This is a genomic window from Methylobacterium sp. CM6257 (genome assembly GCF_054611515.1).
Map to the genome: position 1 here is coordinate 6,456,136 of NZ_CM137735.1, position 23,240 is coordinate 6,479,375.

The following is a 23,240-nucleotide window of genomic DNA, read 5'->3' on the forward strand; positions in this document are numbered from 1 at the left end:
CGGCGCGGAATTCATCCTAAGGCCGGAGCATCGTCCTTCGATCCGGACCCGCCATGCTCTCGACCCTCCTGGTCGTGCTGCCGATCTTCGCGCTGATCTTCGCCGGCTGGCTGGCCCGGCGGATCGGCGTGCTCGGCGCCGCCGCCACCACCGAGCTCAACCGCTTCGTGGTCTTCCTGGCGTTGCCGGCGCTCCTGTTCGACGTCACCGCTCACGCCCGCTGGAGCGCCATCTGGAAGCCCGGCTTCATCGGCGCCTTCGGGCTCAGCAGCCTCGCGATCTTCGCTCTCACGGTGCTGCTCCGGCGGGGGGAGGGGCGTCCGCTCGCCGATGCCGCATTGGACGGGCTCAATGCCGGCTACGCGAATACCGGCTTCATGGGGTTTCCCCTGGCGCTGGTGGCCTTCGGGCCGGAGGCGCTGGCCCCCACCACGGTGGCGGTGATCCTCACGGTCTGCGGCGTGTTCGCGGCGGCGATCGTGCTGATCGAGACCGGACTGCGGCAGGAGGCGCTGACGACGGGCCGGAGCGGGCCCCGCACCCGGGTCTGGTTGGCGGTCGGCCGGTCGCTCGTCCGCAACCCGCTCTTGGTGGCCCCGGCTCTGGGCGCCCTGGTGCCGAGCGCGGGGCTGGCGCTGCCGGCGCCCGCCGAGACGTTCCTGAAGCTCCTCGGCGGCGCGGCCTCGCCCTGTGCCCTGGTAGCGCTCGGCCTGTTCCTCGCCCAGAAGCGCCGGCCGCGAAGCGGGCAGGGGCGGGCCGCGGCGCTCCTCGTCGGGCTGAAGCTCGCCGGCCATCCGGTCCTGGCCTACGGGCTCGGCCGATACCTGTTCGACCTGCCGCCGCTCCTGCTGCACGTCGCGGTGCTCATGGCGGCACTCCCCACCGGCACCGGGCCGTTCATGCTGGCGGAATTCTACCGCCGCGAGGCCGACCTGACCTCCACGGTGGTGCTGGTCTCAACGACGCTGGCCGTGGTGACGGTCTCCGGCTACCTGGCGACACTCTAGAAACCGGGCGACCATGCTCTTGCCGTAGAGGAATCGTAAGGCTTGGCTCCTAGCGTCATGGCGCGGCACGCCGTGTCCGCGCTAGAACGATCCGGCGAAGCGGGGCGGAACGGCGACTGATGGTGGGTTCGGAGGTATCGATCGCGGGTCGGATCGGCCGTCTCGCCTGCGTGGCCGGCCTGGCGCTGAACCTCTCGGCCTGCTTCCGCCCGCTCTACGGGCCGACGGCCTCCGGCGAATCCGTTCAGGCTCTGCTCGCCTCCGTGCAGGTCGACGACGTGGCGATGGCTCAGGGGCAGGAGCGGCTCGGGCATTACCTGCGCAGCGAACTCGTCTTCGACCTCGACGGTTCGGGCCAGCCGGCGACCAAGCGCTACCGGCTGAAGCTCTCGGGCTCCGAGATCGTCCAGACTCCGATCGTTTCCTCCACCACCGGCCGCGCTGAGGCCGGCACGCTGGTGGCCAACATCAGGTACAGCCTCGAGGACATGACCGGTTCCAAGGTCTACACCGAGGGCGTCGCCACCTCGACCGCGACCTACGATCGGTCGATCCAGCGCTTCGCCAGCCAGCGGGCGGCCCGGGACGCCGAGATCCGGCTGGCGAGCGTGCTCTCCGACCAGATCAAGAGCCGCCTCGCGGCCGTGCTCTCAACAAAGCCGTAAGCAGACGTGACGGCGGTCAAGGCCGGCGAGATCGAGGGGCTGATCCGGCGCGGACCCGATCCGCGCATCCCGGTGATCCTCGTCTACGGGCCGGATACGGGCCTCGTGACTGAGCGCGCCCGGAAGCTCGCCGAAGATTTCGTCCCCGACCCGACCGACCCGTTCGCCCTGGTGCGGATCGACGGTGACGCGCTCGCCTCCGATCCGGGCCGGCTTTGCGACGAGGCCGGGACGATGGGCCTGTTCGGAGGCCGCCGGTCGATCTGGGTCCGGCCTGGCACCCGCAACTACGCGCCGGCCGTCGAGGCCGTGCTGGGCGCCGCCGTGGCCGAGGCCCGCATCGTCGTGGAGGCTGGCGACCTCGCCAAGTCCAACCCGCTGCGCACCCTGTGCGAGCGCTCGCCCCGGGCCCTGGCGATCCCCTGCTACGCGGATGACGAGCGCACCCTCTCGGACCTGATCGAGCGGACCCTGCAGGAGCGCGGCCTGCGCATCGACCGCGCCGCCCGGGAGGTCCTGGCCCGAAGCCTGGGCGGCGACCGCCGGGCAAGCCTGATGGAGATCGAGAAACTCGCCCTCTACGCGGCCGGGGAGGGGACCGTGACCCTCGACCATGTCGAGGCCATCACCAGCGACGTCGCCGCGAGCGTGCTCAACACCCTGATCGACGCCGCGTTCGACGGACGCCGGGAGGTGGTGGACCGCGACTATCGGCGGTTCCGGCACGAGGGGCTGGACCCCGGCGTGGTGCTGGGCTCCGCCCTGCGGCACGCCCTCACCCTGCTCACCACCCGCCTCGACAATCCCGACAAGACGCCCGCCATGATGGTGGCGACGTGGCGCGGCCTGCATTTCAAGCGCAAGGCCAGCATCGAGGGCCAGCTCGGCGTCTGGCCTCCCGGCACCCTGCGGCAGGCCGTGGCGGCCCTGCAGGAGGCGATCCTGGCGTGCCGGCGCGCCGAGCCGGAGCTGGCCCACGCGCTGGCCTCCGCGGCCCTGCTGCGGGTTGCCGAGGCCGGAGCGCGGCGTCGGCGGTAGGCAAGGTCCGGTCGAAGGCACCGGTTGGTCTCGGACTGAGCGTCCGTCCGCCGCGACCCCACCCATCTGCGCCCTGATCCTGGGGCGCCGGAGCGCAGCCGAGGCCGCCGGAGGTCGCCGAGCCCGTGCTCGGCGAGCCGAATCAGGCGGCGTTGCTCGCAAGCGCGATGCGGCTCTGCTGCTCGTATCCGCTGGCCCGCGCGGGATCGACCTTCGCCGCGGCCGGGCTGCCCATTCCACTCGGAGCCCCGCTCCCGATCGGATCCGTATCGGGCGGGGCCTCAGCCGTCCGACACCCGGAACCGGTTGAGCAGCCCCTGCAACTCGTCCTGGGTCTCGTAGCGGATCCGGATCTCGCCCGAGGACTCATCCTTCGGCCTGTACGACACCGGGACGCCGAGCGCCCGGTGGATCCGCAGTTCCAGGTCGCGCACCGGGGCGGACCGCTCGGCTGAGAGGCGGGGGCGGCCGGGGCGGGGCGCCTCGGTCGGCTGAGCCTCGGCGGCCGCGATGGCCTCCACGTCCCGGACCGACAGGCCCTCCGTCACCACCCGTCGCGCCAGCGCTTCCGGGTCGCGAACCGACAGGAGGGCCCGGGCATGGCCGGCGGTGAGTTCGCCCGCGGAGACCCGGTCCTGCACGGCAGGCGGCAGGTTGAGCAGCCGCAGGGTGTTGGCGAGATGGCTGCGGCTCTTGCCCAGGATTTCGGCCAGCTCCTTCTGGGTATACGAGAAATCCTGCATCAGGCGCTCGTAGCCCGAGGCCTCCTCGATTGGGTTGAGGTCGCTGCGCTGGACGTTCTCCAGGATGGCGAATTCGAGGGAGGCGCGGTCGTCGATCTCGACCACCACCACCGGCACCTCGTCGAGGCCGGCCCGCTGGGCCGCCCGCCAGCGCCGCTCGCCGGCGACGATCTCGAACGTGCCGGGCACGTCGCCGATCGGCCGCACCACGATCGGCTGGATGATGCCGCGCTGGGTGATCGAGACCGCGAGTTCCGCGAGCTCCGCCTCACCGAAGCTCCGGCGCGGGTTGCGCGGGTTCGGGCGCAGGAACTCCACCGGCACCTTGCGCTGTGCCTCGACCTTGGCCGGGGCCTGACCGGTATCGCCGAAATCTCCGATCAGCGCCGCGAGTCCACGCCCCAGCCGGGGCCTCGCCCCCTCGTCAGCCATGATCGCCACCCGTGTCACGCTCCACACTCAACCCCTCGAACCGGTGAGGGGGCTCACTGGACCCGCCGCCGCGACGGGCCGGCAGAGCCCTGCTCAAATCCGATGCCGTCAGGCGGCCGCCGGTACCCGGCCCTCGCGCTGGATCACCTCCGAGGCGAGGCGCAGATAGGCCTGGCTGCCGGCGCATTTCAGGTCATACAGCAGCGCCGGCTTGCCGTGCGAGGGCGCCTCGGAAATCCGGACGTTGCGGGGAATCACGGTCTCGTAGACCTTGTCGCCCATGAAGCCGCGCACGTCCGCCACGACCTGGGCGGAAAGGTTGTTGCGCGGGTCGAACATCGTCAGCACGATGCCCTGGATCGTCAGCTTCGGATTGAGGGCGCCCCGGACCTGCTCGACGGTCCGCAGCAGCTGGCTGAGACCCTCAAGGGCGAAGAACTCGCATTGCAGCGGCACCAGCACGGCGTCCGCCGCCGCCAGGGCGTTGATCGTCAGCAGGTTGAGCGACGGTGGACAGTCGATCAGGACGTAGCTGATCTTCGACAGGCTCGGCGCCTGGGTCAGGCTGTTCAGCATGCCGCGCAGCCGGTGGGCCCGGTCGGGCAGGGTGGCCAGTTCCAGTTCCAGGCCGAGCAGGTCCATGGTGGAGGGCGCGATGGAGAGCCGCGGCACCGCCGTGGGGACCACCGCCTGGGCCAGCGGGGCCTCGCCGGCCATCACCTCGTAGGTCGAGACCCGGCGCCGGGCGCGGTCGATTCCCAGTCCCGTGGACGCGTTCCCCTGCGGGTCGAGGTCGATCACCAGCACGTCCTCGCCGATCGCCGCCAGGGCGGTGCCGAGGTTGATCGCCGTGGTTGTCTTGCCAACACCGCCCTTCTGGTTGGCGAGCGCCAGAACGCGCAGGGGGCGTCGCATGGATGAATCCATGGACCGGTCGGCGGAATCGCCGAGGATCGCTTCGCTCATCGGTGGCTCGGGGCGGCAAGGGCAGTGACGCGCACGATCCGGGCTTCGGAATCGGTCCGGCTCGGCACGAGGTCGTTAACGACTGTCCACTGCGCGGCGGCCTGGGTCAATTCGGCTTGTACATCCCGCCCCTTCGGAAACAGACCGGTGGTGCCCGTTTTCAACAGCGGCTCCGTCCAGGCGAGGAGTTGCGCCATGGGCGCCAGTGCCCGGGCGCAGACGATCTCGGTTCCCGCGTACTCACCGATCACTGCTTCGATGCGCGCGTTGCGCACCCGCACCGGGGCACCCGTGAGCCGCGCGGTCTCGGTCAGGAAGGCGCATTTGCGCGCGTTGGCTTCCACGAGATCCACCTGGATGCCGCGCTCCATTCCGGCGATGGCGAGGATCAGCCCCGGTATGCCGGCGCCCGAGCCGAGGTCGAGCCAGGTCCGGGCTTCCGGTGCCAAATCGAGCAGCTGCAATGCGTCGTCGATGTGGCGGCTCCAGACCTCCGCCAGGGTGGCGGGGCCGACCAGATTTTTGATCGGCTGCCAGCGGCGGAGCTGCGCCACGTACAGGTCGAGCCGCTCGGCTGTTTCACGTGAAACATGGGAGGCGGCGAGGACGCGCGCGCGATCCGGGTCGGTCATGCCGGTCGACGATCTGCGGTTGGACGATCCGATCCCGTCCGCTCGCCGCGCCGCGCATGGGCGGCCAGCAGCGTCAGCGCCGCCGGCGTGACGCCTTCGATCCGCGCCGCCTGCCCGAGGGTGCCGGGACGCACGGTCTCAAGCTTCGTGCGCAACTCGTTGGAGAGGCCGCTGATCGCCGCATAATCCAGACCCGTCGGCAGCCGCACCGCCTCGTCGCGCCGGAAGGCCGCGATGTCGGCGCTCTGGCGGTCGAGATAGACCGCGTAGGTCGCATCGGTCTTGAGACGCTCGGCGACACGTGGAGAGACGGAGGCGAGGTCCGGCCAGACCGAGGTCAGATTGGCCCATTCGATTTCCGGATAGGCGAGCAGCTGGAACGCCGTGCGGCGGATGCCGTCCCGGTTCAGGCTGATCCCGTGGGCGGCGGCCTGGCTCGGGGTGAGGCTCAGCGTGTCGAGCCGGGCCCGGGCCGTATCGAGCGTGCGTTGCGCCACCTCGAAATGCGCCGCCCGCCGATCGCCGACGCAGCCGAGAGCCACACCGCGCGGGGTCAGCCGGGCATCGGCATTGTCGACCCGCAGGGACAGCCGGTACTCCGAGCGCGAGGTGAACATCCGGTAGGGCTCGCTGACCCCGTGGGTCACGAGATCATCGATCATCACACCCAGATAGGATTCGGCCCGGTCGAAGGTCGCGACGCCGAGCCCGCCCGCGTGCCGGGCGGCGTTGAGCCCGGCCACCAGACCCTGGGCGGCCGCCTCCTCGTAGCCGGTGGTGCCGTTGATCTGCCCGGCCAGGAACAGCCCGGGCAGGCGCTTCACCTCCAGGCCGGTATCGAGTTCCCGCGGATCCACGTAATCGTACTCGATGGCGTAGCCCGGCCGGAGGATCGCGGCCCGCTCCAGCCCCGGGATCGCCCGGACGATAGCCTGCTGGACCTCTTCGGGCAGGGCCGTGGAGATGCCGTTCGGGTAGATGGTCGGGTCGTCGAGACCTTCAGGCTCCAGGAAGATCTGGTGGCCCTCCCGGTCCCCGAAGCGCACGACCTTGTCCTCGATGGAGGGACAGTAGCGCGGGCCCCGGCTGGCGATGCCGCCGGAATACATCGGGGAGCGGTGCAGGTTGGCGCGGATCAGGTCGTGGACGGCCTGGTTGGTCCGGGTGATGCCGCAGCGGATCTGCGGGGTGGTAATGCGCTCGGTCAGTGTCGAGAACGGCACCGGATCGGCGTCCGCGTCCTGCATCTCCAGGCCCGACCAGTCGATCGTCCGTCCGTCGAGGCGCGGGGGCGTGCCGGTCTTCAGGCGCCCGAGGCGCAGGCCGAGACGGTCGAGGGTCTGGGCCAGCCCGATCGCCGGCGCTTCGCCGACCCGCCCCGCCGGGATCTGCCGCTCGCCGATATGGATCAGCCCGCGCAGGAAGGTGCCGGTGGTCAGCACCACGGCGCCGCAGGCGAGGGTGCGCCCATCCCCGAGAACGAGGCCGCAGAGGCGGCCGTCGGCGTCGAAGGCGAGATCCTCGCAGGCGCCGGCGATCACCGTCAGGTTCTCGGTCCCGGCGACGGCGTCCTGCATGGCGGCCGCGTAGAGCTTCCGGTCGGCCTGAGTCCGGGGGCCGCGCACCGCAGGCCCCTTGCGGCGGTTGAGCAGGCGGAACTGGATGCCGGCGGCGTCCGCCACCCGGCCCATCAGGCCGTCGAGAGCGTCGACTTCGCGCACGAGGTGACCCTTGCCCAGGCCCCCGATGGCCGGGTTGCAGGACATGGCCCCGATCGTGGCCGGATCGTGGGTGACCAGGGCGGTCCGCGCCCCGCAGCGCGCCGCCGCGGCGGCCGCCTCGACGCCGGCATGGCCGCCGCCGACGACCGCGACGTCGAACCGGTCGGGTGAAGTAGTGAGCATCGGTAAAGGACGAGCCTCTCAGACTGCGCCCGCTGCACCCGCTCGTGCAGGGGAGGGCGTCCACGGTCCGGACGCCTCACGGGCTGCTCTAAGCGGCTGCGACAGCGGCGGTCAACGCGGCCCCTTGCCCGCCGCGCCCTCGCCGCCGCAATCCGGACCTGACTGCGCCGATCCTCGCTGAGCAGCGGGATGCTGGAATGCAGTATTCATTCCCGATTGCGCGCGCGATTCTATCTCGTATCGGAGCTTTACTTCGACGCGGAAAGCGAGATCTTGCCGCCGCAAGCTTGCAACCCGTCCGGACCCGTGCAAATCTTGCGCCGTGACAGAATCCTGAGCGGGCAACGGCGTCCGGCAGGCCCGCCACAGGGGCTGTTTCGCAGCGTAGCGGCGCGACGCGCGGATTAGGGAGAGATAGATGTCGTCGCTGACGATCGGCTTGGGTGCCGTCTGTTGCGCGGCCGGCGCCGTCGCGCATTTCCTCGACCGCACCAAGCGCAAGGAAGGTCAGTTCGGCTTGGCCGCGTTCGTCCTGCTGCTGACCGGGATGTTCCTGACCCGCTCGTAGGCCGGTACCCGGCCGGCTTCAGCCGGTCATGCTCAGCCGGTCATGGCGGTGGCCGCATAGCCGGCCTTGGTCAGGGCTTCGGTGATGACCAGGGCCTGCGCGTCGGTCCGGATCGCCACACGCCCCGCCGCGCGGTCGACCTGGACCTCGGCCGCGGGATCGATGCGCTTCACCGTGCGGGTCACCGCGGCGGCGCAGCCGTCGCAGGTCATGCCTTCCACCCGCATCAGCAGATCCGTGTGCGTCGCGTCCATCCTGGCCTCCGTGACTCCTGGGGCCGGAATGTTGGAGCCCGGGCGGGCCGGCGCAAGCGCTGAGGGCAGGTCAGAACAGGGCCGGCATCCGGAACGCGTAGTCGATCCGCAGGCCGAACTGGTACTGGTTCGGATTGCCGAAGGGGCGGCGCACCAGGGGACTGTCGCCGGACGCACCCAGGATGCGGTTGTAGCCGGCATAGGCCGTGTAGGCCCAGGTCTCGGTCGGCGTGTAGGTCACGGCGCCGAGGACGCCCGCCGAGTAGAAGCTGTCCGGATTGTAGGGGGTGACGCGGCCGTTGAGCGCCGCCTCGCTCGGGGACACGCCGAAATACTTCCGCGCAAAGCTGGCGTCGCCGATGTTGAAGCGCGGTCCGATCGAGAACAGGACCTTGTCGGCGGGCATCAGGTAATCGGCCGCCACCGAGCCGACCGTGCCGTGATGCCCGTAGATGCCCTGCCGCACCTCCACACGGGTGCGAATGAAGGAGACCGGGTAGAACTCCGCAAACACGCCCGGCTCGACGGCGAAGCGCGCGTCGCGGAAGCCGAACAGGTGACGCCGGTCATCGCCGTAGTAGCGCCCGGGCACGAAGCGCGCGGTCGGGCCGATCCGGAAGGTCTGGTCGTCGTAGAGGGACAGGCTGAAGCCGTCGTCGGGGGTCGAGAAGCGACGCGGCTCGCCCACGCGGCGGATGTCGATCGAGGGGTAGCCCACCGCGGTGTAGTCGCTGGCGCCCGGATAGCGCGGCACGGCCTGGATCGAGCCGCTCACCGTCACGATCCAGGTATTGGGATCGACCATCGCGAAGGTCGGCGTGGCGCGCGGAAGATCCGCCATGAGATCGGCTGCTCGGGACGCTGTCGTGCCGCAGCCGGCGAGTATCGTGCCGGCGCCGAGAACGGCGCGGAACAGGGAGGTACGCGGGGACAACGTCATGGCCACGCTTTATGGCGCCTTTTCATCCCGTCTGCATGCGCGTGCCGCACAACCCTTCCCGAGGCGCTTCGCAATCGGGCCAGCCGTGATGATTCGGCAACGTTCCAGCGGGCGCCGGCGTCACACCACCCGGAATTCACACCCCGCGGCGCGAGAATGCCGCGTCGGAGCCTTGCCGCGCCGGCCGCGCGGCGCCAATGATCGGACGATTCGGTTCGCGCCCGGCGGGGCTTCGCCGGGACCTCCCCCGGTGACCGGAGCGCGACCCCGGCAGGTGTTCAGACGATGGTCCCGGTCCTCGGCCGGTACGCGGGGCTGTTGACGGTCGGCCTTCTCGGGCTCGTCGTGTTCGGGCCACTCGCCGTGTTCCTGCCGCTCTGGAGTGCCCTGACGCTCGGCGCCGTTGCCGCCGTCGTCGCCGGCCTTGCCCTGTCCCGCATCGCCACGCTGAAGAGCCGCTGCGAGAAGCTGTCGGGCGAACTCGACCTCCTGTCCCGACGCCTGCTCAAGGTCGAGACTGCCGCGGCCACCCGACCGCGGCCGGACGCCGCCGAGGACGCCCTCCGGGTGCAGATCGAGGAACTGAGCGTCGAACTCGGGCTTCTGAGCGGCATCGTGCGCGACCTCACCACGGTGGTGAGCACGCAGGACGCCGAGATCGCGAGCCTCAAAGCCCGGCCGGAGATCCGGTCCGCGGCACAGCCTCCGGCGTCCGCACCGGCGCCCGCGGCTGCCCCAGCACCAGCCGCAGCCCCGCCGTACCCACATCCCGCCCCCGCCGAACCCGTCCCGCCGGCGGCGCGCCCGGTCACGCCACCCGCGGCAGCTCACGCAGCGGCCGCGCGGCCGATCCCGCCGCGCCCGGCCCCGCCGCTCACCCGGGCCCCCGAGAGCGAGGCCGAGATCATCCGGGCCTTCGAGGGCGACGGGCTGGAGATCCACCTGCAGCCGGTCGTCTCCCTACCCCAGCGCAAGGTCGTGGCCTACGAAGCGCTGGCCCGGCTGCGCCTCAGCGGCCGGCCGGCGGAGCCCGAGGCCTTCATGCCGGTGCTGGAGCGCTACGGCCGCACCACCGAGCTGGATCGCCGCATGCTGCAGCGGGCGAGCCTCGTGGTACGCCACCTCGCCCGCCGGGGCAGCGACACGATGCTGACCTACGGCCTGTCACCGCTGTCGCTGTTCGAGCCCGGTCTCCTGCGCGAGCTGGCCCGGATGGCGGCGGACGATCCCGCCCTGGCGGGTCTGACGATCACCCTGCCGCAGGCGAGCTGGCGCGGCCTTGATGCGGGCCAGCGCGGCCTGCTCGCCTCCCTGCGCGGACGGATCGGGTTCAGCCTCGACCGGCCCGACGACCTGCGCTTCGACGCCGCTGAACTGGCGGGGCTCGGGATCGGTCAGGTCAAGGTGCCGGCGGAGATGCTGCTGCGGCCGCGCTCGGACCGGCGCAGCCTGTCCGACATCGCCGTCGAGGATACCGCACCGGCTCTGGGTCGGGCCGGGATCCGCCTCGTCGCCACGGACGTCGCCGACGAGGCGGATGTGCCCGACCTGATCGACCTCGACGTACCCTTCGCGCAGGGGACAGCCTTCGCGGCGCCGCGGCCCGTCCGCGCCGAGATCCTGTCCGCCCCGCCCGCCGAGGCACCCGCGCCTCCCGCCCCGCCGGAGCCCGAACGGCGCCCCTTCCGATCGGTCCTGCGCCGGGCCGTCTGAGCGGAGCCGGCGGCCCTCACCAGTAGATCTGCAGGCGCGCCACGACGGTATCGACCGAGAACGGCCGGGTGCCCAGCGTGTCGGACTGGGCCTCGCTTGGCTGCACCCGGCCACGGATGACGTTCGCGATCAGACGGAGATTGGGCTCCGGGTACCAGCTCAGGCCGAGGGTCACGTCCCGCTCCGTGCCCCCGCGAAACCCCCGCACGTTGAGGTCCACCGCGCTGTAGCGAGCCGCCAGCTCGAACACGCCGATACCGCCCCGGGAGACCCGCTGCCCCTCCGGCACCGTCACGCGCTTGAAGGTCGCGTAGGTGGTGCCCCCCTGGGGCGTGAGTGCGTAGCCGCGGCCCTCCCCGTTCAGCACCAGGGCCGCCTCGACATAGCCGCCCTGGAAATCCAGGCTCGAGGCCGGTGCGCCGGGACCGCCGAACGGCTGAAGCGCAGCGCGGATATACTCGGCCTGGATCAGGAACGGACCCTTGCGGTAGGCGAATTCGGTGCCGATGCGGGACACGCGCGCCGTATCGGGGAGGTCGCCCGTATCCACCAGGGGGCGCTCGAACAGGGCGGCGCCCGCCGGGCTGGAGAAGCTGAACGCGTCGTCGCTCCGGGATCGGCGGCGGTAGATCCCGGCGAGCCCGAGATGCAGGGTCTCGTCCTCCTCCAGGATCGGCGCGACGGTGGCGCGGGCCGCCACCGCGACCCCGTCACCCACGATGCCGTTGCTGGCGGCATTGCCGAACACGCCGGCCACCGCGGTCCAGGCCTGCCCGTGATGCCCGGCCGCGACGCCGAAGCGACGATCCGGCACGAGGGCATTGGCCACCGAGCGCTCCACGAACAGAGTGTCGTTGTTGCTCTGCAGCCATTCGAGGCTGAACGGCACCTTCATGTTGCCGAGGGTCAGGATCGTGTCCGGCAGCCCCTTCCAGGCCACGAAGGCGTCGTTGATCGGTAGCATCGGATCGCTGAAATCGTACTGGAAGGCGATCACCCAGTCGCGCCCGATCGTGAGGGTCGGCTCGATCCAGGAGCGGCGCACGGCGACCGTGTCGGGAAAGGCCTCAGGCAGGCCGGGCCGGCTGAAGCCTGCCGCGCCGGCATCGATATGCAGCCGGCCGCCGATTTGGAGCTTTACCTCCGGCTCGGGGAATGTGAGGGTCAGTCCCTTCGCGTCGTAGCGCAGGCGCTCGCCGTAGGGACCGGCCACCCCCTCGAACGCATCATCCCCGGCGCTGGCAGGCGCCGCGAGGGCGAGGGACACGGCCAGGAAGGCCGGTGCGGGGCGCGTTCCGATCACGGGGCCAGCACAGAGCAGTTCGGCCGGGCGGCGCCAACCCTGTGAGGCAGCCCACGGTGGAATCGTCGGCGGCGTGGCCGGGCGGCCACGTTTCCTGGCGGTCGTCGCCGGCATTCGATACCGCGTTGTCCGCCGGACCGGCTCCTCCGATTACAGCGTGTGTGACGAAACCATGGACGACCACGCCCTCATCGCGGACTTGAAGGAGAGGCTGGCTACCGCGGAAGCCGCCCTGCGCCGGAAATCCGACATCGAGGCAGGCCTGCGCGAGGGTGAGGAGCGCCAAGCCTTCCTGCTCAGGCTCTCGGACGCGTTGCGGCCCGTCGCCGACTCGGTCGAGATCCAGATGACGGCCGCGCGCCTGCTGGGGCAGCATCTCGGCGCCAACCGCGTAGCCTATGCGGAGGATGCGGGGGACGGGGAAACGATCATCCTCGCCCGCAGCTACAATGCGGGCGTGCCCGGCATGGAGGGGCGCTACCGCTACGCAGACTACGGGCCGGACCTGTTGAGGGCGCTGCGCGCGGGCCAGCCGGTGGTCCGCTCCGACATCGCCAGCGACCCGCGGTTGAGCGAGGCTGAGAAGGCGGCCCATGCGCGTCTGCAGCTGGGTGCGATCCTGGACGTGCCGCTCGTGAAGGCCGGGCGGCTCGTGGCCGTCCTGGCCGTCCACTTCGCCGCGGCCCACGTCTTCAGGCCCGGGGAGGTCCGCCTGGCCCTGGAGGTCGCCGAGCGCACCTGGGCCGCCGTGGAGCGGGCCCGCGCCCAGACCGCGGCCCACGCGCTGGCCGAGCGCAGCCGCGAGATCCTGGAGAGCATCTCGGACGCGTTCTACGCGGTCGACCGCGACTGGCGCTTCACCTACGTCAACCGCCGGGCCGAGGATTGGTGGAGCCGCTCGCGGACGGATCTCCTCGGCAAGGTCTACTGGGAGGAGTTCCCCCAGGCGGTGGGTTCGGAGGCCTACCGGGCGCATCTGCGGGCTGCAGAGACCGGAAACGTGGTCCGCCTCGAGACCGTGTCGCCGATTCTCGGCCACTGGATCGACATGAGCGTCTACCCGACCGCCGAGGGCGGCCTGTCGGTCTACTTCCGCGATATCAGCGCGAAGCGGCGCGCCGAGGAAGCCCTGCGGCAGAGCGAGGAACGGCTCCGGCGCGCCGCGCAGGTCGGTGGGCTCGGTCTCTGGGACTGGAACATGCGGACCGGTGAGATCCACTGGTCGGACGAGCACTTCCGGATGGAAGGCTACGCGGTCGGCGAGGTGACGCCGAGCTACGAGATCTGGGCGGCGCGGCTTCACCCGGATGACCGGGCCGAAACCGAGCGGGCGGTGCACGACGCGCAGGAGAGCGGCGGGGATTACGCCCACGAGTTCCGCACGCTCCATCCCGACGGCACGGTGCGGTGGCTCTCGGCCCAGGGTCAGTTCTTCTACGACGCGGCCGGCGCGCCGGTCCGGATGGTCGGCGTGATGATCGATACCACCGCGCGGCGCACCTGGGAGGAGACCCAGAAGGTGCTGGTGGCCGAATTGCAGCATCGCACCCGCAACCTGCTGGGCGTCGTGCGGTCCCTCTCCGAGCGAACGATCCGCCGCTCGACGGATCTCGCCGATTTTCGCGCGCGCTTCGGTGACCGCTTGGCCGCCCTGGCCCGCGTGCAGGGCCTGCTGTCGCGTCTCGGCGAGGGGCAGCGCATCACCTTCGACGAACTCATCCGCAGCGAGGTGGCGGCGCTCCACGGCGAGAACGGTCGCGTCACGCTGACGGGTCCGGGCGGCATCGCCCTGCGCTCCAGCACGGTCCAGACCTTCGCGCTCGCCCTGCACGAACTCGCCACCAACGCGGTCAAGTACGGGGCCTTCTCGCAGAGGCAGGGGCGCCTCGCGGTGCGCTGGTGGGTCGAGCGCGCGGCGGAGGACGGCCGGCCCTGGCTGCATGTGGATTGGCGGGAGCACGACGTCGCCATGCCGCGGGAGAGCGGCACTCCGGAGGGGACGGGGTCCGGGCGCGAGCTGATCGAGCGGGCGCTGCCCTACCAGCTCGGCGCGAGAACAACCTACGTGATGGAAGCGGACGGCGTGCACTGTACCATCGCGCTGCCCGTCTCGGAGCGGCAGCCGGTAAGCGGTACGATCGATGCCTGACAGTGAGCTCCTCCGCCGCTGCGTCCTGGCGGTCGAGGACGAATATTTCATCGCGGAGGAACTGGACCAGGCGCTGAGAGCCGCCGGCGCCACCGTGCTCGGCCCCGTCCCTTCGGTGCGGGCCGCCCTCGACCTGCTCCAGGGTGAGACCGCGCCGGAGATCGCGGTGCTCGACGTGAACCTGGGCGGCGAGATGGTCTACCCGGTCGCCGACGCCCTTACGGCCCGTGGCGTCCCGTTCGTGTTCACCACCGGCTACGACCAGACGGTTCTGCCCGAGCGTTACGCGGCCGTGCGCCGCTTGGAGAAGCCGATCGAACTTCCGGAAATCCTGCGGGAACTCCGGCGCCTGCTGCCCGCGGCGGCCTGAGCGCCCTGGGCCGGATTACGGCTCGGAGCCCTCAGACCGCGAGATTGTCGATCAGGCGGGTCCGGCCGAGGAAGGCGGCGGCGAGGACGCGGGCGGGACCGTCCACCCGCTCCACCGGCAGCAGAGTCCGGGCATCGCAGACCGCGAGGTACTGGACTCGGAAACCCGCCGCCTCCAGGGCTGCCTTGCCGGCGGCGATCCGCCCCGCCACCGCGCTCCCGTCGCGGGTGGCGGCCGCCACGTCGGCCAGCACGGCATGGAGCTTCGGGGCGATGGCGCGCTCCTCGGGCGCGAGATAGCGGTTGCGCGATGACAGGGCGAGACCGTCCGCCTCGCGCACGGTGGGCACGCCGCGGATCTCCACCGCGAGGTCGAGGTCGGCCACCGCCTGCTGAATCACCCGCAATTGCTGGAAATCTTTCTCGCCGAACAGGGCCACGTCCGGCCGGACCTGATTCAGGAGCTTGGTCACCACGGTGGCGACACCGGCGAAATGGCCGGGCCGGAACGGGCCGCACAGCCCCTCGGTGAGGCCGGCGACCTCGATCCGGGTGGCGAAGCCCGGCGGGTACATGGTCGCCACGTCGGGCGTCCAGGCAGCGTCGGCCCCGGCCTGCCCGAGCAGCGCGAGATCGGATTCCAGATCGCGCGGATACCGGGAGAAGTCCTCGTTGGGCCCGAACTGGGTCGGGTTGACGAAAATGCTCACCACCGCATGCCGGCCGATCCGGCGCGCCTCGGCCACCAGGGCGAGGTGGCCCTCGTGCAGGGCCCCCATGGTCGGCACCAGGACGACGCGCTCGCCCGCATCCCGCCATGCCGCCACGCACCCGCGCAGGGCGGCGAGATCGCTGAAGCGCTGGGGAGTCGAATCGGGCACGGGACAGGCTCCGCGTTGGTCGGGGCGCCGGTCTAGTGCATGAGGTGGCTTCAGGGAAACAGCCGCCTGCGTCCCGTGCCGGCGCTCACGGGCAATAGGGCAGGAGAGAGCGGCCGAACGGGTCGTCCACGCCGAGCGGCGGCGTGAACCCGTAATAGCTCGGATGCGACAAGCCGTATTCGGAACCGACATAGCTCGGGTCGTCCGGCGCGTTGGTCGGCACCGGAGCCCGGCGGGGCGTGCAACCCACCGGCACCGGCCGGGCCCGGACGGCGTAGACCGGGCGACGCTCCATCCCGTCGCTGCGCGGGAAGAAGCGCGGGCTGCCCGCCGGGATCGTCTCGTAGGTGCCTCGGACGTCGAGGTCCGCGGCCGCGCCGGGCTTGCCGAGCAGCAGGCCGATCCCGAGCGCCGCCACCGTCCCGCGCCCCATCGCCCGCATGCCGAACCTGCCTCTCCCGGAAACCCGCACCGTGGGACAACAGGGTAAACGTGTGATTACCCCGGCCTGTGCGGTTCCGTGAGCGGCACGACGAGGGCCTTCAGGGCAGCCACGAGGTCGCCCTCGGTCAGACGGATCTGCAAGCCCCGTCCCCCGCCATTGATGTGGATCCCGGCGCCCGGCTCGGTGAGGGAACCGGAATCGATCGCCGTCGGGAAGGATTTCTTCTGTCCCAGCGGGCTGATCCCGCCCACATGGTAGCCGGTCAGGCGCTCGGCATCGGCCGGCTTGAGCATGGCGGCCGCCTTCCCCGAGAAAGCCGCCGCGACCCGCTTCATCGCCACCTCCTTGTCGGAGGCAACCAGCAGACAGACGGAGCGCCCGTCCACCGCCGCCATCAGGGTTTTCAGCACCCGGCTCGGGGCAACGCCCAGCGCCTCCGCGGCCTGGAGGCCGATACGCTGGGCGTCCGGATCGTATTCGTAGCCGTGGAGGCTGTAGGCGATGCCGGCCTTATCGAGGGCTTGGGTTGCGCGGGTGGTCTTCGGGGCTGTCTTGGCCATGGTTCGGAGCAAGGACTCGTCGGATCTCAGGTGCCGGCCGCCCGCGCGGCGATGAGCCGGCCGATCTCGGCCCAGGCCGCATCGTAGACCTCCGCAGGTGCCGTCGAGCCCGTGACGTACACGGCCGCGGTCACGGGCGCACGTCCCGGCGGCCGCAGAATCGCGACGTCGTTGACAGAGCCGTTATCGCCACTGCCGGTCTTGTCACCGACGGTCCAGTCCTTCGGGAGCCCGGCGCGGAGCCGCCTAGCCCCGGTCTGGCACGCCACCATCCAGCCCTCGAGGCGCTCGCGCGACGGCGCCGACAGAACCGAACCGAGCAGGAGCCGGTCGAGAGTTGCGCGCATCGCCTCCGGGCTGGTTGTGTCGCGCGGATCACCGGGGATCGCGCTGTTCAGGGTCGGCTCGGTGCGGTCGAGGCGGGTGAGGGGATCGCCGGTCGCCCGCAGCCACGTGGTCAGTCCCTCCGGCCCGCCCAGGCGGGCAAGGAGCAGGTTGGCCGCAGTGTTGTCGCTCCATTCGAACGCGGCGGCGCAGAGCTCCGAGACGGACATTCGCGCGGTTCCCCCACCGGCCTCCAAGGTCTTCCGGGTCACCGGCGCGTAGCTCAGCAGGTCACCCGCACCGTACGTCACCGTCTGGTCGAGGCTCTCGGATCCGGCATCGACCCGCGCCAGCACCGCCGCGGCGGCCAGGACCTTGAAGGTGCTGCACAGAGGAAAGCGCTCGTCCGCCCGGTGACGCACCAGAACGCGATCCGTCGAGCGCGCCGCGACACCGAGCCGGCCGCCGAGCCGCCGCTCGATCGCCGCGAGGTCGGGCTCCGCCCAGGCCTTGGCCGCCCCGAGGGGCAGGATCAACGGCGCGGCAAGCAGGCTTTGGCTGAGTGCGCGGCGCGTCATGGGCATGATCGGGTGCATCCTGGTTGCTCGGTCCTGCATCTGCCGGATCGATGCGGCGGGGCGCCGGGATGGTATAGGGCGGCCGGTGTGTTTCACGTGAAACCCGCTCCCGGGATCTAAAAGCAGAGCCTGCGCGAACCCGCGAACCATGACCGAAACCCTCTTCGCGCCCGCCAGCGGCTTCGGCCGCGCTGCCGTCGCGGTGGTCCGCATCAGCGGGCCGGCCGCCCGGGACGTCCTCGTCACCCTGGGCGGCGCGCTTCCGGAACCCCGGCGCCTGTCGCTCCGAACCCTGCGCGATCCGGCCGACGGAACCGAGCTCGATCGGGCCCTGGTGGCATGGTTTCCAGGTCCGAACACCTATAGCGGCGAGGACATGGCCGAACTGCACCTCCATGGCGGATCGGCGGTCCGGATGGGCGTGCTCGCGGCCCTGGCGCGGATGCCGGGCTGCCGCGCCGCTGGCCCCGGCGCCTTCACCCGACGGGCAGTGCTGAACGGTCGGATGGATCTCGCCGAAGCCGAGGCGGTGGCCGATCTGATCGATGCCGAGACCGAGGGGCAGCGCCGGCAGGCCCTTCGCCAGCTCGACGGTGCGCTGAGTCGACAAGTGGCCGCTTGGCGCATGGAGGCGATCGATTGCCTCGCCTCCGCCGAAGCGGCCCTGGATTTTGCCGACGAGAGCGACGTGGACGATGCCGGGCTCGACGCCGCCCTGCTGCAACGGACCGCCGCCCTGCGCGACGCAATCGCCGCGGCCCTGCGGGACGGGCGCCGCGGGGAGCGTCTGCGCGACGGGTTCACGGTCGTGCTGGCCGGCGCGCCCAACGCCGGAAAGTCGACCCTGCTGAATGCGCTCAGCCGGCGGGACGTGGCCATCGTGTCGGACGTGCCGGGCACGACCCGGGACGCCATCGAGGTGCGCCTCGATCTCGGAGGCCTGCCGATCCTTCTGGTCGATACCGCGGGCCTGCGCGAGACCGCCGAGCCGGTGGAGGCGGAGGGGATCCTGCGAACCCGCGCGCGCATCGACGCGGCCGATCTGGTTCTGGTGCTGGTTCCTCCGGAAGGCTCGGCTCCGGAACTCGGAGACGAGAGAATCCAGACCCTGACGGTCTACACCAAGGCCGATCTATTTGCCGGCTTACCATCCGGTCGCGGAGCAGGCGCGCTCGCGGTCTCGGCGCGGACGGGCCTCGGTCTGGAGGCCCTGATCGATGCCATTCAGGTCGCGGCGGAAGCCGGCCTCGGCCAAGGCGACGCCCTGATAACCCGCACTCGCCACCGCGCGGCACTCGAAGCCTGTGTCGGGCATCTCGACCGCCTGCTCACAGGTACGGGCGGGTTGCCGGAATTGGCTGCCGAGGACCTGCGGCTGGCCGTCCGTGCGCTCGGCGAGGTCGCTGGCCGTGTCGGGGTCGAGGATGTGCTGGATAGATTGTTTGCCGGCTTCTGTATCGGCAAATGACGGCCGTGGCCGGACCCTTTCGCGAGAGCGGTGCGGCCGTTCAGGCTCACGGATGATACCCCTCCCGCATCCTGAGCTGCCGGAGCACAGCGGAGACTCCGAAGCAGGCCTCCAGGGATCGCGCGCCTGGCTGAGGCCTGCTCTGAGGCGGCTTCGCCGCACCAGGATGCGGAGATGGGTTGGATGGCCGCCGCCCCGGGTGTCCGTCATCGTCCCGAATCGGGGATCCTGAGCAGGCGCGGCCGCCAGATCCCGAGCACCACGTTAGCGGTGGCGACCGCCAGCAGCACCCAGAGCGTGCCGCGCTCGCCCGGAAGCGAGACGGCGAGGCCCGCGGGATCGCCGAGGCCGGCCAGCGCCCGGGCGCTCAGCTCGGCCTCCTGCTTCATCGGTCCCTGCACGTAGACCAGCCCACCCTCGAACATCAGGACGCCGGTGGCGAGCTTCAGCCACGCCCAGCCCGCGTTGAGGTAGGCGCGGTTCAACGCCATCGCGAGCAGGCCGGACATCAACGTCAGGGCGAGCGCCGGCAGGAACACCCAGGTGGCGATGGCCCCCATCGCCCCGCGGGCGGCGGCGTAGCCGGGCAGGGCGGATGGGACCGGAGTGACGCCCAGGATCACGACCAGGGCCGCCATCGCCCCCAGCATTCCGGCGGATCCCATCGTGTGGAGGAATTTCAGCAGGCGTCGCACGGCGTCTGGCACCCGGCCGTTTCGGCGCAGCCTAACGTGGGTTGCCCCGGCACGATAGCGGCGCGCCCGTCGCAGGGTTTCCTGTGACCGTCTCCGCGAGCGGAGCGAAGCAGGCCAGGAGCGCCACACGCTCCCCGGCATCACACAGCCTTGGGCCGCTTCGCTGCCCGCGTGCTGACGGGGCGGATCGGCCCAGGCGGTCCGGGCGTCACCGACCGTCGCGCGTCAGCTTCGCAGGCCCGGTGCCTCCTGGCCCGTGCGGGCCACGTACTCGGTATAACCGCCACCGTACTGGTGCACGCCCTCGGGAGTCACCTCCAGCACCCGGTTCGACAGGGCCGCCAGGAAGTGCCGGTCGTGGGACACGAACAGCATCGTGCCCTCGTAGTCGGCGAGCGCGCTGATCAGCATCTCCTTGGTGCCCATGTCGAGATGGTTTGTCGGCTCATCGAGCACCAGGAAGTTCGGCGGGTCGTAGAGCATCAGCGCCATGACCAGCCGCGCCTTCTCGCCGCCCGAGAGCACCCGGCAGCGCTTCTCGACATCGTCGCCCGAGAAGCCGAAACAGCCGGCCAGCGCCCGCAGCGACCCCTGGCCGGCCTGTGGGAAGGCGTCCTCCAGGGTCTGGAAGACCGTGCGGTCGCCGTCGAGCAGGTCCATGGCGTGCTGGGCGAAGTAGCCGAGCTTGACGCTGCCGCCCACCGTGACGGTGCCGTCATCCGGCTCGGTGGTGCCCGTCACGAGCTTGAGGAGCGTCGACTTGCCGGCGCCGTTGATGCCCATCACGCACCAGCGCTCCTTGCGCCGCACCGAGAAGTCGAGCCCCTCATAGATCGTGCGGCTGCCGTAGCGCTTGTTCACGCCCTTGAGCATCACGACGTCGTCGCCCGAACGGGGCGCCGGCTGGAACTCGAAGGCCACCGATTGCCGCCGCCGGGGCGGCTCCACGCGCTCGATCTTGTCGAGCTTCTTCACCCGGCTCTGCACCTGGGCGGCGTGGGAGGCCCGGGCCTTGAACCGTTCGATGAAGGCGATCTCCTTGGCGAGCATCGCCTGCTGACGCTCATACTGCGCCTGGGCCTGCGCCTCGTTCAGCGCCCGCTGGCCCTCGTAGAAGGCGTAGTCGCCCGAATAGGTGGTGAGCGCACCGGCGTCGATCTCGATGATCTTGGTGACGATGCGGTTCATGAACTCGCGGTCGTGCGAAGTCATCAGCAGCGCGCCGTCATAGGCCTTCAGGAAGGATTCGAGCCAGATCAGGCTCTCGATGTCGAGGTGGTTGGACGGTTCGTCGAGGAGCATCACGTCGGGGCGCATCAGCAGGATGCGGGCCAGCGCCACGCGCATCTTCCAGCCGCCCGAGAGGGCGCCGACATCGCCGTCCATCATCTCCTGGCTGAAGCTCAAGCCGTCGAGCACCTCGCGGGCCCGTCCCTCCAGGGCGTAGCCGTCGAGCTCCTCGAAGCGCGCCTGGACCTCGCCGTAGCGCTCGACCAGGGCGTCCATCTCGTCGGCGCGCTCCGGGTCGGCGAGCGCGGCGCCGAGTTCCGCGAGCTCGGCCGCCACCGCGCTCACCGGGCCGGCGCCGTCCATCACCTCGGTGACGACGCTGCGCCCGGACATCTCGCCGACATCCTGGCTGAAATAGCCGATGGTAATGCCCCGGTCGGCGGCGACCTGTCCCTCGTCGGGCTGCTCCTGGCCGATGATCATCCGGAACAGGGTGGTCTTGCCGGCCCCGTTCGGGCCGACCAGCCCGACCTTCTCGCCCCGCTGCAGGGCGGCCGAGGCTTCGATGAAGACGAGCTGCCGCCCGTTCTGCTTGGTGATCTTGTCCAGGCGTATCATGCGGAAGCGCGCAGCCGTGTCGGGGAAAGCTCAGGGGCGCTTACGGCATGGATCGTGGCGGCGCAAAGACGGGCGGGACCGCGGAGGACCGGCGCGGGGCGGGCCTGCGTCCTGCGCAACCGTGGCCGTCGCGGCTCCGTTGACCTGCGGCTTTTCGGCCCAATCCTGCGCCATCGGTCTTTTCCTGCCGCGCCGTCGGACGCCCCGGCCTATGGTGCGGTAGCTTGGCCGTTGCCGACACCTTCGAGGAACACGATGCTTTGCGGTTTGTGGACGACGAGCCTGGACATGGCCATGCTCGGCCTGGAGGCCCAGGGCGTGATCGCCCAGCGGATGGCGATGTTCGCCCTCGGGGGCCCGGCCGCGCAGGTCGAGGCGCAGCTCATGGTGACCGAGAAGGTCCTGGCGGCCGGCGAGGCCGTCCTGATGCTCGCCGCGGGGGCCTCGAACGGCAAGGTGATCCGCAGCTACCGGCGGAAGGTCCAAGCCAACGCACTCCGGTTAAGCCGGCGGTGAAGAGCCCGGACCGAGGTGTGACGGCGCGCTCTCCTTGGGGAGGCTGCTCTGTTGACAGAGCGGTCTATGCGCGGCGCAAGGAACGCCCTCTCCCGCGCGGGCGGGGGCTGGGGTGAGGGTCGGGAAGCCGCAGGATTGCGCGCCATCGACGCGCGTTCCGGTCGAGCTTCCTCCGTAGAGGTCGCGTCCCTCTCCCTCCAGGAGAGGGGACCTGCGCTCCGTCGTGAGACGGACGTGCCGGACCCGATCCGTGTCCGGCAGCCCGCAGGGGAGACGCGCGTGTCAGGTCGGGATGTTCAGGCTCCCCGGCCCGCCGCACGCCTCAGTTATTGGCCGTCCGGAACGTGTCGCAGGCCTTGGTCTGGCCACTCTTGTAGCCGGCGGCAAACCACCGCTGGCGCTGGGCCGAGGAGCCGTGGGTGAAGGAATCCGGCACCACGTAGCCCCGCGAGCGCTGCTGCAGGGCGTCGTCGCCGATCTGCGCGGCGGCGTTCAGCGCCTCGTCGATGTCGCCCTGCTCCAGCTCGGCGTACTTGTCGTTGGAATTCTTGGCCCAGACGCCGGCGAGACAATCGGCCATCAGCTCGATCCGCACCGAGAGGGCGTTCGCCTCGCCCTTGCTCGAAGCCTGCTGCTGGCGGGCCTGGACCTTGCCGAGGATGCCGAGCACGTCTTGGACGTGGTGGCCGACCTCGTGGGCGATGACGTAGGCGTAGGCAAAGTCACCCTTCACGCCGAACTTCGTCGCCATCTCCTTGAAGAAGCTCGTGTCGAGATAGACCTTCTTGTCGAGCGGGCAGTAGAACGGTCCCATCGCAGCTTGCGCCGAGCCGCAACCCGAGCGTGTGCCGCCGGTGTAGAGCACCAGCGTCGTCGGCGTGTAGGCCTTGCCGGTCTGCTGCGGCAGGATCTGGCTCCACACGTCCTCGGTATTGCCGAGAATCTTCGACGCGAACCGCCCGCTCTCGTCGGCGGGCGCCTGGCGCCGCCGGGCCTGGGTCTGCGGATCGACCTGCTCCTGCTGGCCGCTCCGCCCGCCGATCCGCTCCGCGCCCCCGATTAGAATCGCCGGGTTGATCCCCGTGAAGTAGCTGATGATCAGCAGCACCACGATGGTGCCGATCCCGAGCCCACCGGCGCCGCCGCCGGGAAAGCCCATGCCGCCACCGCCTTCACCCCGACGGTCCTCGACGTTGTCGGAGCTGCGTAGATCTTCCCAGCGCATGGTTGGGTCCCGCTATC

The 23,240-nt window shown here is 70.8% G+C and carries 23 protein-coding genes; 9 read left to right on the plus strand and 14 right to left on the minus strand.

The window, feature by feature from the left end; all coding sequences use genetic code 11:
- The first annotated feature begins 53 nt into the window (after window positions 1-53).
- The 3 genes from ACYCO6_RS31560 (at window position 54) to holA (ending at window position 2,710) form a co-directional block, all read left to right on the plus strand.
- Window positions 54-1,007, plus strand: coding sequence for an AEC family transporter (locus ACYCO6_RS31560; protein ID WP_459766769.1), 954 nt, complete (start codon window positions 54-56; stop codon window positions 1,005-1,007).
- 119 nt (window positions 1,008-1,126) lie between these two features.
- The gene (gene lptE / locus ACYCO6_RS31565) at window positions 1,127-1,672 is read left to right on the plus strand and encodes an LPS assembly lipoprotein LptE (RefSeq protein WP_459766771.1); all 546 of its coding nucleotides are present in this window, start codon (window positions 1,127-1,129) and stop codon (window positions 1,670-1,672) included.
- A gap of 6 nt (window positions 1,673-1,678) precedes the next feature.
- The gene (gene holA / locus ACYCO6_RS31570) at window positions 1,679-2,710 is read left to right on the plus strand and encodes a DNA polymerase III subunit delta (RefSeq protein WP_459766773.1); all 1,032 of its coding nucleotides are present in this window, start codon (window positions 1,679-1,681) and stop codon (window positions 2,708-2,710) included.
- A 281-nt stretch (window positions 2,711-2,991) separates the two neighbouring features.
- On the opposite strand, the gene ACYCO6_RS31575 is transcribed toward holA, so the two are convergent.
- The 4 genes from ACYCO6_RS31575 to mnmG all read right to left on the minus strand — a co-directional run bounded on the left by ACYCO6_RS31575 (window position 2,992) and on the right by mnmG (window position 7,387).
- Complete coding sequence (locus ACYCO6_RS31575; protein ID WP_459766775.1) at window positions 2,992-3,885, minus strand: ParB/RepB/Spo0J family partition protein; 894 nt, start codon at window positions 3,883-3,885, stop codon at window positions 2,992-2,994.
- 108 nt (window positions 3,886-3,993) lie between these two features.
- Window positions 3,994-4,851 carry a ParA family protein gene (locus ACYCO6_RS31580; protein WP_459766777.1) on the minus strand — a complete coding sequence of 286 codons (858 nt, stop codon included), beginning with the start codon at window positions 4,849-4,851 and terminating at the stop codon, window positions 3,994-3,996.
- Entirely contained in the window at window positions 4,848-5,483 is a 636-nt protein-coding gene (gene rsmG, locus ACYCO6_RS31585; protein WP_459766779.1) for a 16S rRNA (guanine(527)-N(7))-methyltransferase RsmG, read from the minus strand. Before rsmG ends, ACYCO6_RS31580 begins: the two co-directional genes overlap by 4 nt.
- On the minus strand, window positions 5,480-7,387 hold the full coding sequence (mnmG, locus tag ACYCO6_RS31590) for a tRNA uridine-5-carboxymethylaminomethyl(34) synthesis enzyme MnmG (RefSeq protein ID WP_459766781.1): 1,908 nt from the start codon (window positions 7,385-7,387) through the stop codon (window positions 5,480-5,482). Before mnmG ends, rsmG begins: the two co-directional genes overlap by 4 nt.
- Window positions 7,388-7,805: 418 nt before the next feature.
- On the opposite strand from mnmG, the gene ACYCO6_RS31595 reads away from it, so the two are divergent.
- Complete coding sequence (locus ACYCO6_RS31595; RefSeq protein ID WP_459766783.1) at window positions 7,806-7,955, plus strand: hypothetical protein; 150 nt, start codon at window positions 7,806-7,808, stop codon at window positions 7,953-7,955.
- A 32-nt stretch (window positions 7,956-7,987) separates the two neighbouring features.
- Here ACYCO6_RS31595 and ACYCO6_RS31600 read toward each other — a convergent pair whose 3' ends face one another.
- Together ACYCO6_RS31600 and ACYCO6_RS31605 are read right to left on the minus strand one after the other, a co-directional pair.
- Window positions 7,988-8,209: a heavy-metal-associated domain-containing protein gene (locus ACYCO6_RS31600; RefSeq protein ID WP_459766785.1), complete on the minus strand. Its 222-nt coding sequence runs from the start codon at window positions 8,207-8,209 to the stop codon at window positions 7,988-7,990.
- Between the two features lie 70 nt (window positions 8,210-8,279).
- The gene (locus ACYCO6_RS31605; RefSeq protein WP_459766787.1) at window positions 8,280-9,155 is read right to left on the minus strand and encodes a MipA/OmpV family protein; all 876 of its coding nucleotides are present in this window, start codon (window positions 9,153-9,155) and stop codon (window positions 8,280-8,282) included.
- 279 nt (window positions 9,156-9,434) lie between these two features.
- Here ACYCO6_RS31605 and ACYCO6_RS31610 point away from each other — a divergent pair, with 279 nt between their 5' ends.
- On the plus strand, window positions 9,435-10,862 hold the full coding sequence (locus ACYCO6_RS31610) for an EAL domain-containing protein (protein WP_459766789.1): 1,428 nt from the start codon (window positions 9,435-9,437) through the stop codon (window positions 10,860-10,862).
- 16 nt (window positions 10,863-10,878) lie between these two features.
- Here the strand turns inward: ACYCO6_RS31610 and ACYCO6_RS31615 are convergent, their stop codons facing one another.
- A complete protein-coding gene (locus ACYCO6_RS31615) occupies window positions 10,879-12,165 on the minus strand; it encodes an OprO/OprP family phosphate-selective porin (protein ID WP_459766791.1) in 1,287 nt (428 codons plus the stop codon).
- A 172-nt stretch (window positions 12,166-12,337) separates the two neighbouring features.
- Here ACYCO6_RS31615 and ACYCO6_RS31620 point away from each other — a divergent pair, with 172 nt between their 5' ends.
- Together ACYCO6_RS31620 and ACYCO6_RS31625 are read left to right on the plus strand one after the other, a co-directional pair.
- Window positions 12,338-14,314, plus strand: coding sequence for a PAS domain-containing protein (locus tag ACYCO6_RS31620; protein WP_459766793.1), 1,977 nt, complete (start codon window positions 12,338-12,340; stop codon window positions 14,312-14,314).
- A complete protein-coding gene (locus tag ACYCO6_RS31625; RefSeq protein ID WP_459766795.1) occupies window positions 14,307-14,684 on the plus strand; it encodes a response regulator in 378 nt (125 codons plus the stop codon). The genes ACYCO6_RS31620 and ACYCO6_RS31625 overlap by 8 nt, the downstream gene beginning before the upstream one ends.
- Before the next feature lie 31 nt (window positions 14,685-14,715).
- On the opposite strand, the gene panC is transcribed toward ACYCO6_RS31625, so the two are convergent.
- The 4 genes from panC to bla form a co-directional block, all read right to left on the minus strand.
- Window positions 14,716-15,564 (minus strand): pantoate--beta-alanine ligase, encoded by an 849-nt coding sequence (panC, locus tag ACYCO6_RS31630; RefSeq protein ID WP_459766797.1) that lies wholly within the window; start codon window positions 15,562-15,564, stop codon window positions 14,716-14,718.
- Between the two features lie 85 nt (window positions 15,565-15,649).
- A complete protein-coding gene (locus tag ACYCO6_RS31635) occupies window positions 15,650-16,006 on the minus strand; it encodes a hypothetical protein (RefSeq protein ID WP_459766799.1) in 357 nt (118 codons plus the stop codon).
- Window positions 16,007-16,062: 56 nt separating this feature from the next.
- Window positions 16,063-16,569, minus strand: coding sequence for a YbaK/EbsC family protein (locus ACYCO6_RS31640; RefSeq protein ID WP_459766801.1), 507 nt, complete (start codon window positions 16,567-16,569; stop codon window positions 16,063-16,065).
- 26 nt (window positions 16,570-16,595) lie between these two features.
- On the minus strand, window positions 16,596-17,471 hold the full coding sequence (gene bla, locus ACYCO6_RS31645; RefSeq protein WP_459773805.1) for a class A beta-lactamase: 876 nt from the start codon (window positions 17,469-17,471) through the stop codon (window positions 16,596-16,598).
- Window positions 17,472-17,619: 148 nt separating this feature from the next.
- Here bla and mnmE point away from each other — a divergent pair, with 148 nt between their 5' ends.
- Window positions 17,620-18,939: a tRNA uridine-5-carboxymethylaminomethyl(34) synthesis GTPase MnmE gene (gene mnmE, locus ACYCO6_RS31650; protein WP_459766803.1), complete on the plus strand. Its 1,320-nt coding sequence runs from the start codon at window positions 17,620-17,622 to the stop codon at window positions 18,937-18,939.
- 206 nt (window positions 18,940-19,145) lie between these two features.
- Here the strand turns inward: mnmE and ACYCO6_RS31655 are convergent, their stop codons facing one another.
- Window positions 19,146-19,634: a hypothetical protein gene (locus ACYCO6_RS31655; protein ID WP_459773806.1), complete on the minus strand. Its 489-nt coding sequence runs from the start codon at window positions 19,632-19,634 to the stop codon at window positions 19,146-19,148.
- 225 nt (window positions 19,635-19,859) lie between these two features.
- Entirely contained in the window at window positions 19,860-21,482 is a 1,623-nt protein-coding gene (locus ACYCO6_RS31660) for an ABC-F family ATP-binding cassette domain-containing protein (protein WP_459766805.1), read from the minus strand.
- A 255-nt stretch (window positions 21,483-21,737) separates the two neighbouring features.
- On the opposite strand from ACYCO6_RS31660, the gene ACYCO6_RS31665 reads away from it, so the two are divergent.
- Entirely contained in the window at window positions 21,738-21,998 is a 261-nt protein-coding gene (locus tag ACYCO6_RS31665) for a hypothetical protein (RefSeq protein WP_459766807.1), read from the plus strand.
- Between the two features lie 322 nt (window positions 21,999-22,320).
- Here the strand turns inward: ACYCO6_RS31665 and ypfJ are convergent, their stop codons facing one another.
- On the minus strand, window positions 22,321-23,223 hold the full coding sequence (gene ypfJ, locus ACYCO6_RS31670) for a KPN_02809 family neutral zinc metallopeptidase (RefSeq protein ID WP_459766809.1): 903 nt from the start codon (window positions 23,221-23,223) through the stop codon (window positions 22,321-22,323).
- Between the last annotated feature and the right edge of the window lie 17 nt (window positions 23,224-23,240).

Excerpts from the sequence above, each read along its gene's own strand:
- ypfJ (WP_459766809.1), bottom strand. The coding sequence starts at position 23,223 with ATGCGCTGGGAAGATCTACGCAGCTCCGACAACGTCGAGGACCGTCGG.
- ACYCO6_RS31610 (WP_459766789.1), top strand. The coding sequence starts at position 9,435 with ATGGTCCCGGTCCTCGGCCGGTACGCGGGGCTGTTGACGGTCGGCCTT.
- ACYCO6_RS31575 (WP_459766775.1), bottom strand. The coding sequence starts at position 3,885 with ATGGCTGACGAGGGGGCGAGGCCCCGGCTGGGGCGTGGACTCGCGGCG.
- ACYCO6_RS31640 (WP_459766801.1), bottom strand. The coding sequence starts at position 16,569 with ATGGCCAAGACAGCCCCGAAGACCACCCGCGCAACCCAAGCCCTCGAT.
- mnmG (WP_459766781.1), bottom strand. The coding sequence starts at position 7,387 with ATGCTCACTACTTCACCCGACCGGTTCGACGTCGCGGTCGTCGGCGGC.
- ACYCO6_RS31635 (WP_459766799.1), bottom strand. The coding sequence starts at position 16,006 with ATGCGGGCGATGGGGCGCGGGACGGTGGCGGCGCTCGGGATCGGCCTG.
- ACYCO6_RS31620 (WP_459766793.1), top strand. The coding sequence starts at position 12,338 with ATGGACGACCACGCCCTCATCGCGGACTTGAAGGAGAGGCTGGCTACC.
- ACYCO6_RS31665 (WP_459766807.1), top strand. The coding sequence starts at position 21,738 with ATGCTTTGCGGTTTGTGGACGACGAGCCTGGACATGGCCATGCTCGGC.
- ACYCO6_RS31580 (WP_459766777.1), bottom strand. The coding sequence starts at position 4,851 with ATGAGCGAAGCGATCCTCGGCGATTCCGCCGACCGGTCCATGGATTCA.
- ACYCO6_RS31600 (WP_459766785.1), bottom strand. The coding sequence starts at position 8,209 with ATGGACGCGACGCACACGGATCTGCTGATGCGGGTGGAAGGCATGACC.
- ACYCO6_RS31560 (WP_459766769.1), top strand. The coding sequence starts at position 54 with ATGCTCTCGACCCTCCTGGTCGTGCTGCCGATCTTCGCGCTGATCTTC.
- bla (WP_459773805.1), bottom strand. The coding sequence starts at position 17,471 with ATGACGCGCCGCGCACTCAGCCAAAGCCTGCTTGCCGCGCCGTTGATC.
- lptE (WP_459766771.1), top strand. The coding sequence starts at position 1,127 with ATGGTGGGTTCGGAGGTATCGATCGCGGGTCGGATCGGCCGTCTCGCC.
- ACYCO6_RS31625 (WP_459766795.1), top strand. The coding sequence starts at position 14,307 with ATGCCTGACAGTGAGCTCCTCCGCCGCTGCGTCCTGGCGGTCGAGGAC.
- rsmG (WP_459766779.1), bottom strand. The coding sequence starts at position 5,483 with ATGACCGACCCGGATCGCGCGCGCGTCCTCGCCGCCTCCCATGTTTCA.
- ACYCO6_RS31595 (WP_459766783.1), top strand. The coding sequence starts at position 7,806 with ATGTCGTCGCTGACGATCGGCTTGGGTGCCGTCTGTTGCGCGGCCGGC.
- ACYCO6_RS31660 (WP_459766805.1), bottom strand. The coding sequence starts at position 21,482 with ATGATACGCCTGGACAAGATCACCAAGCAGAACGGGCGGCAGCTCGTC.
- mnmE (WP_459766803.1), top strand. The coding sequence starts at position 17,620 with ATGACCGAAACCCTCTTCGCGCCCGCCAGCGGCTTCGGCCGCGCTGCC.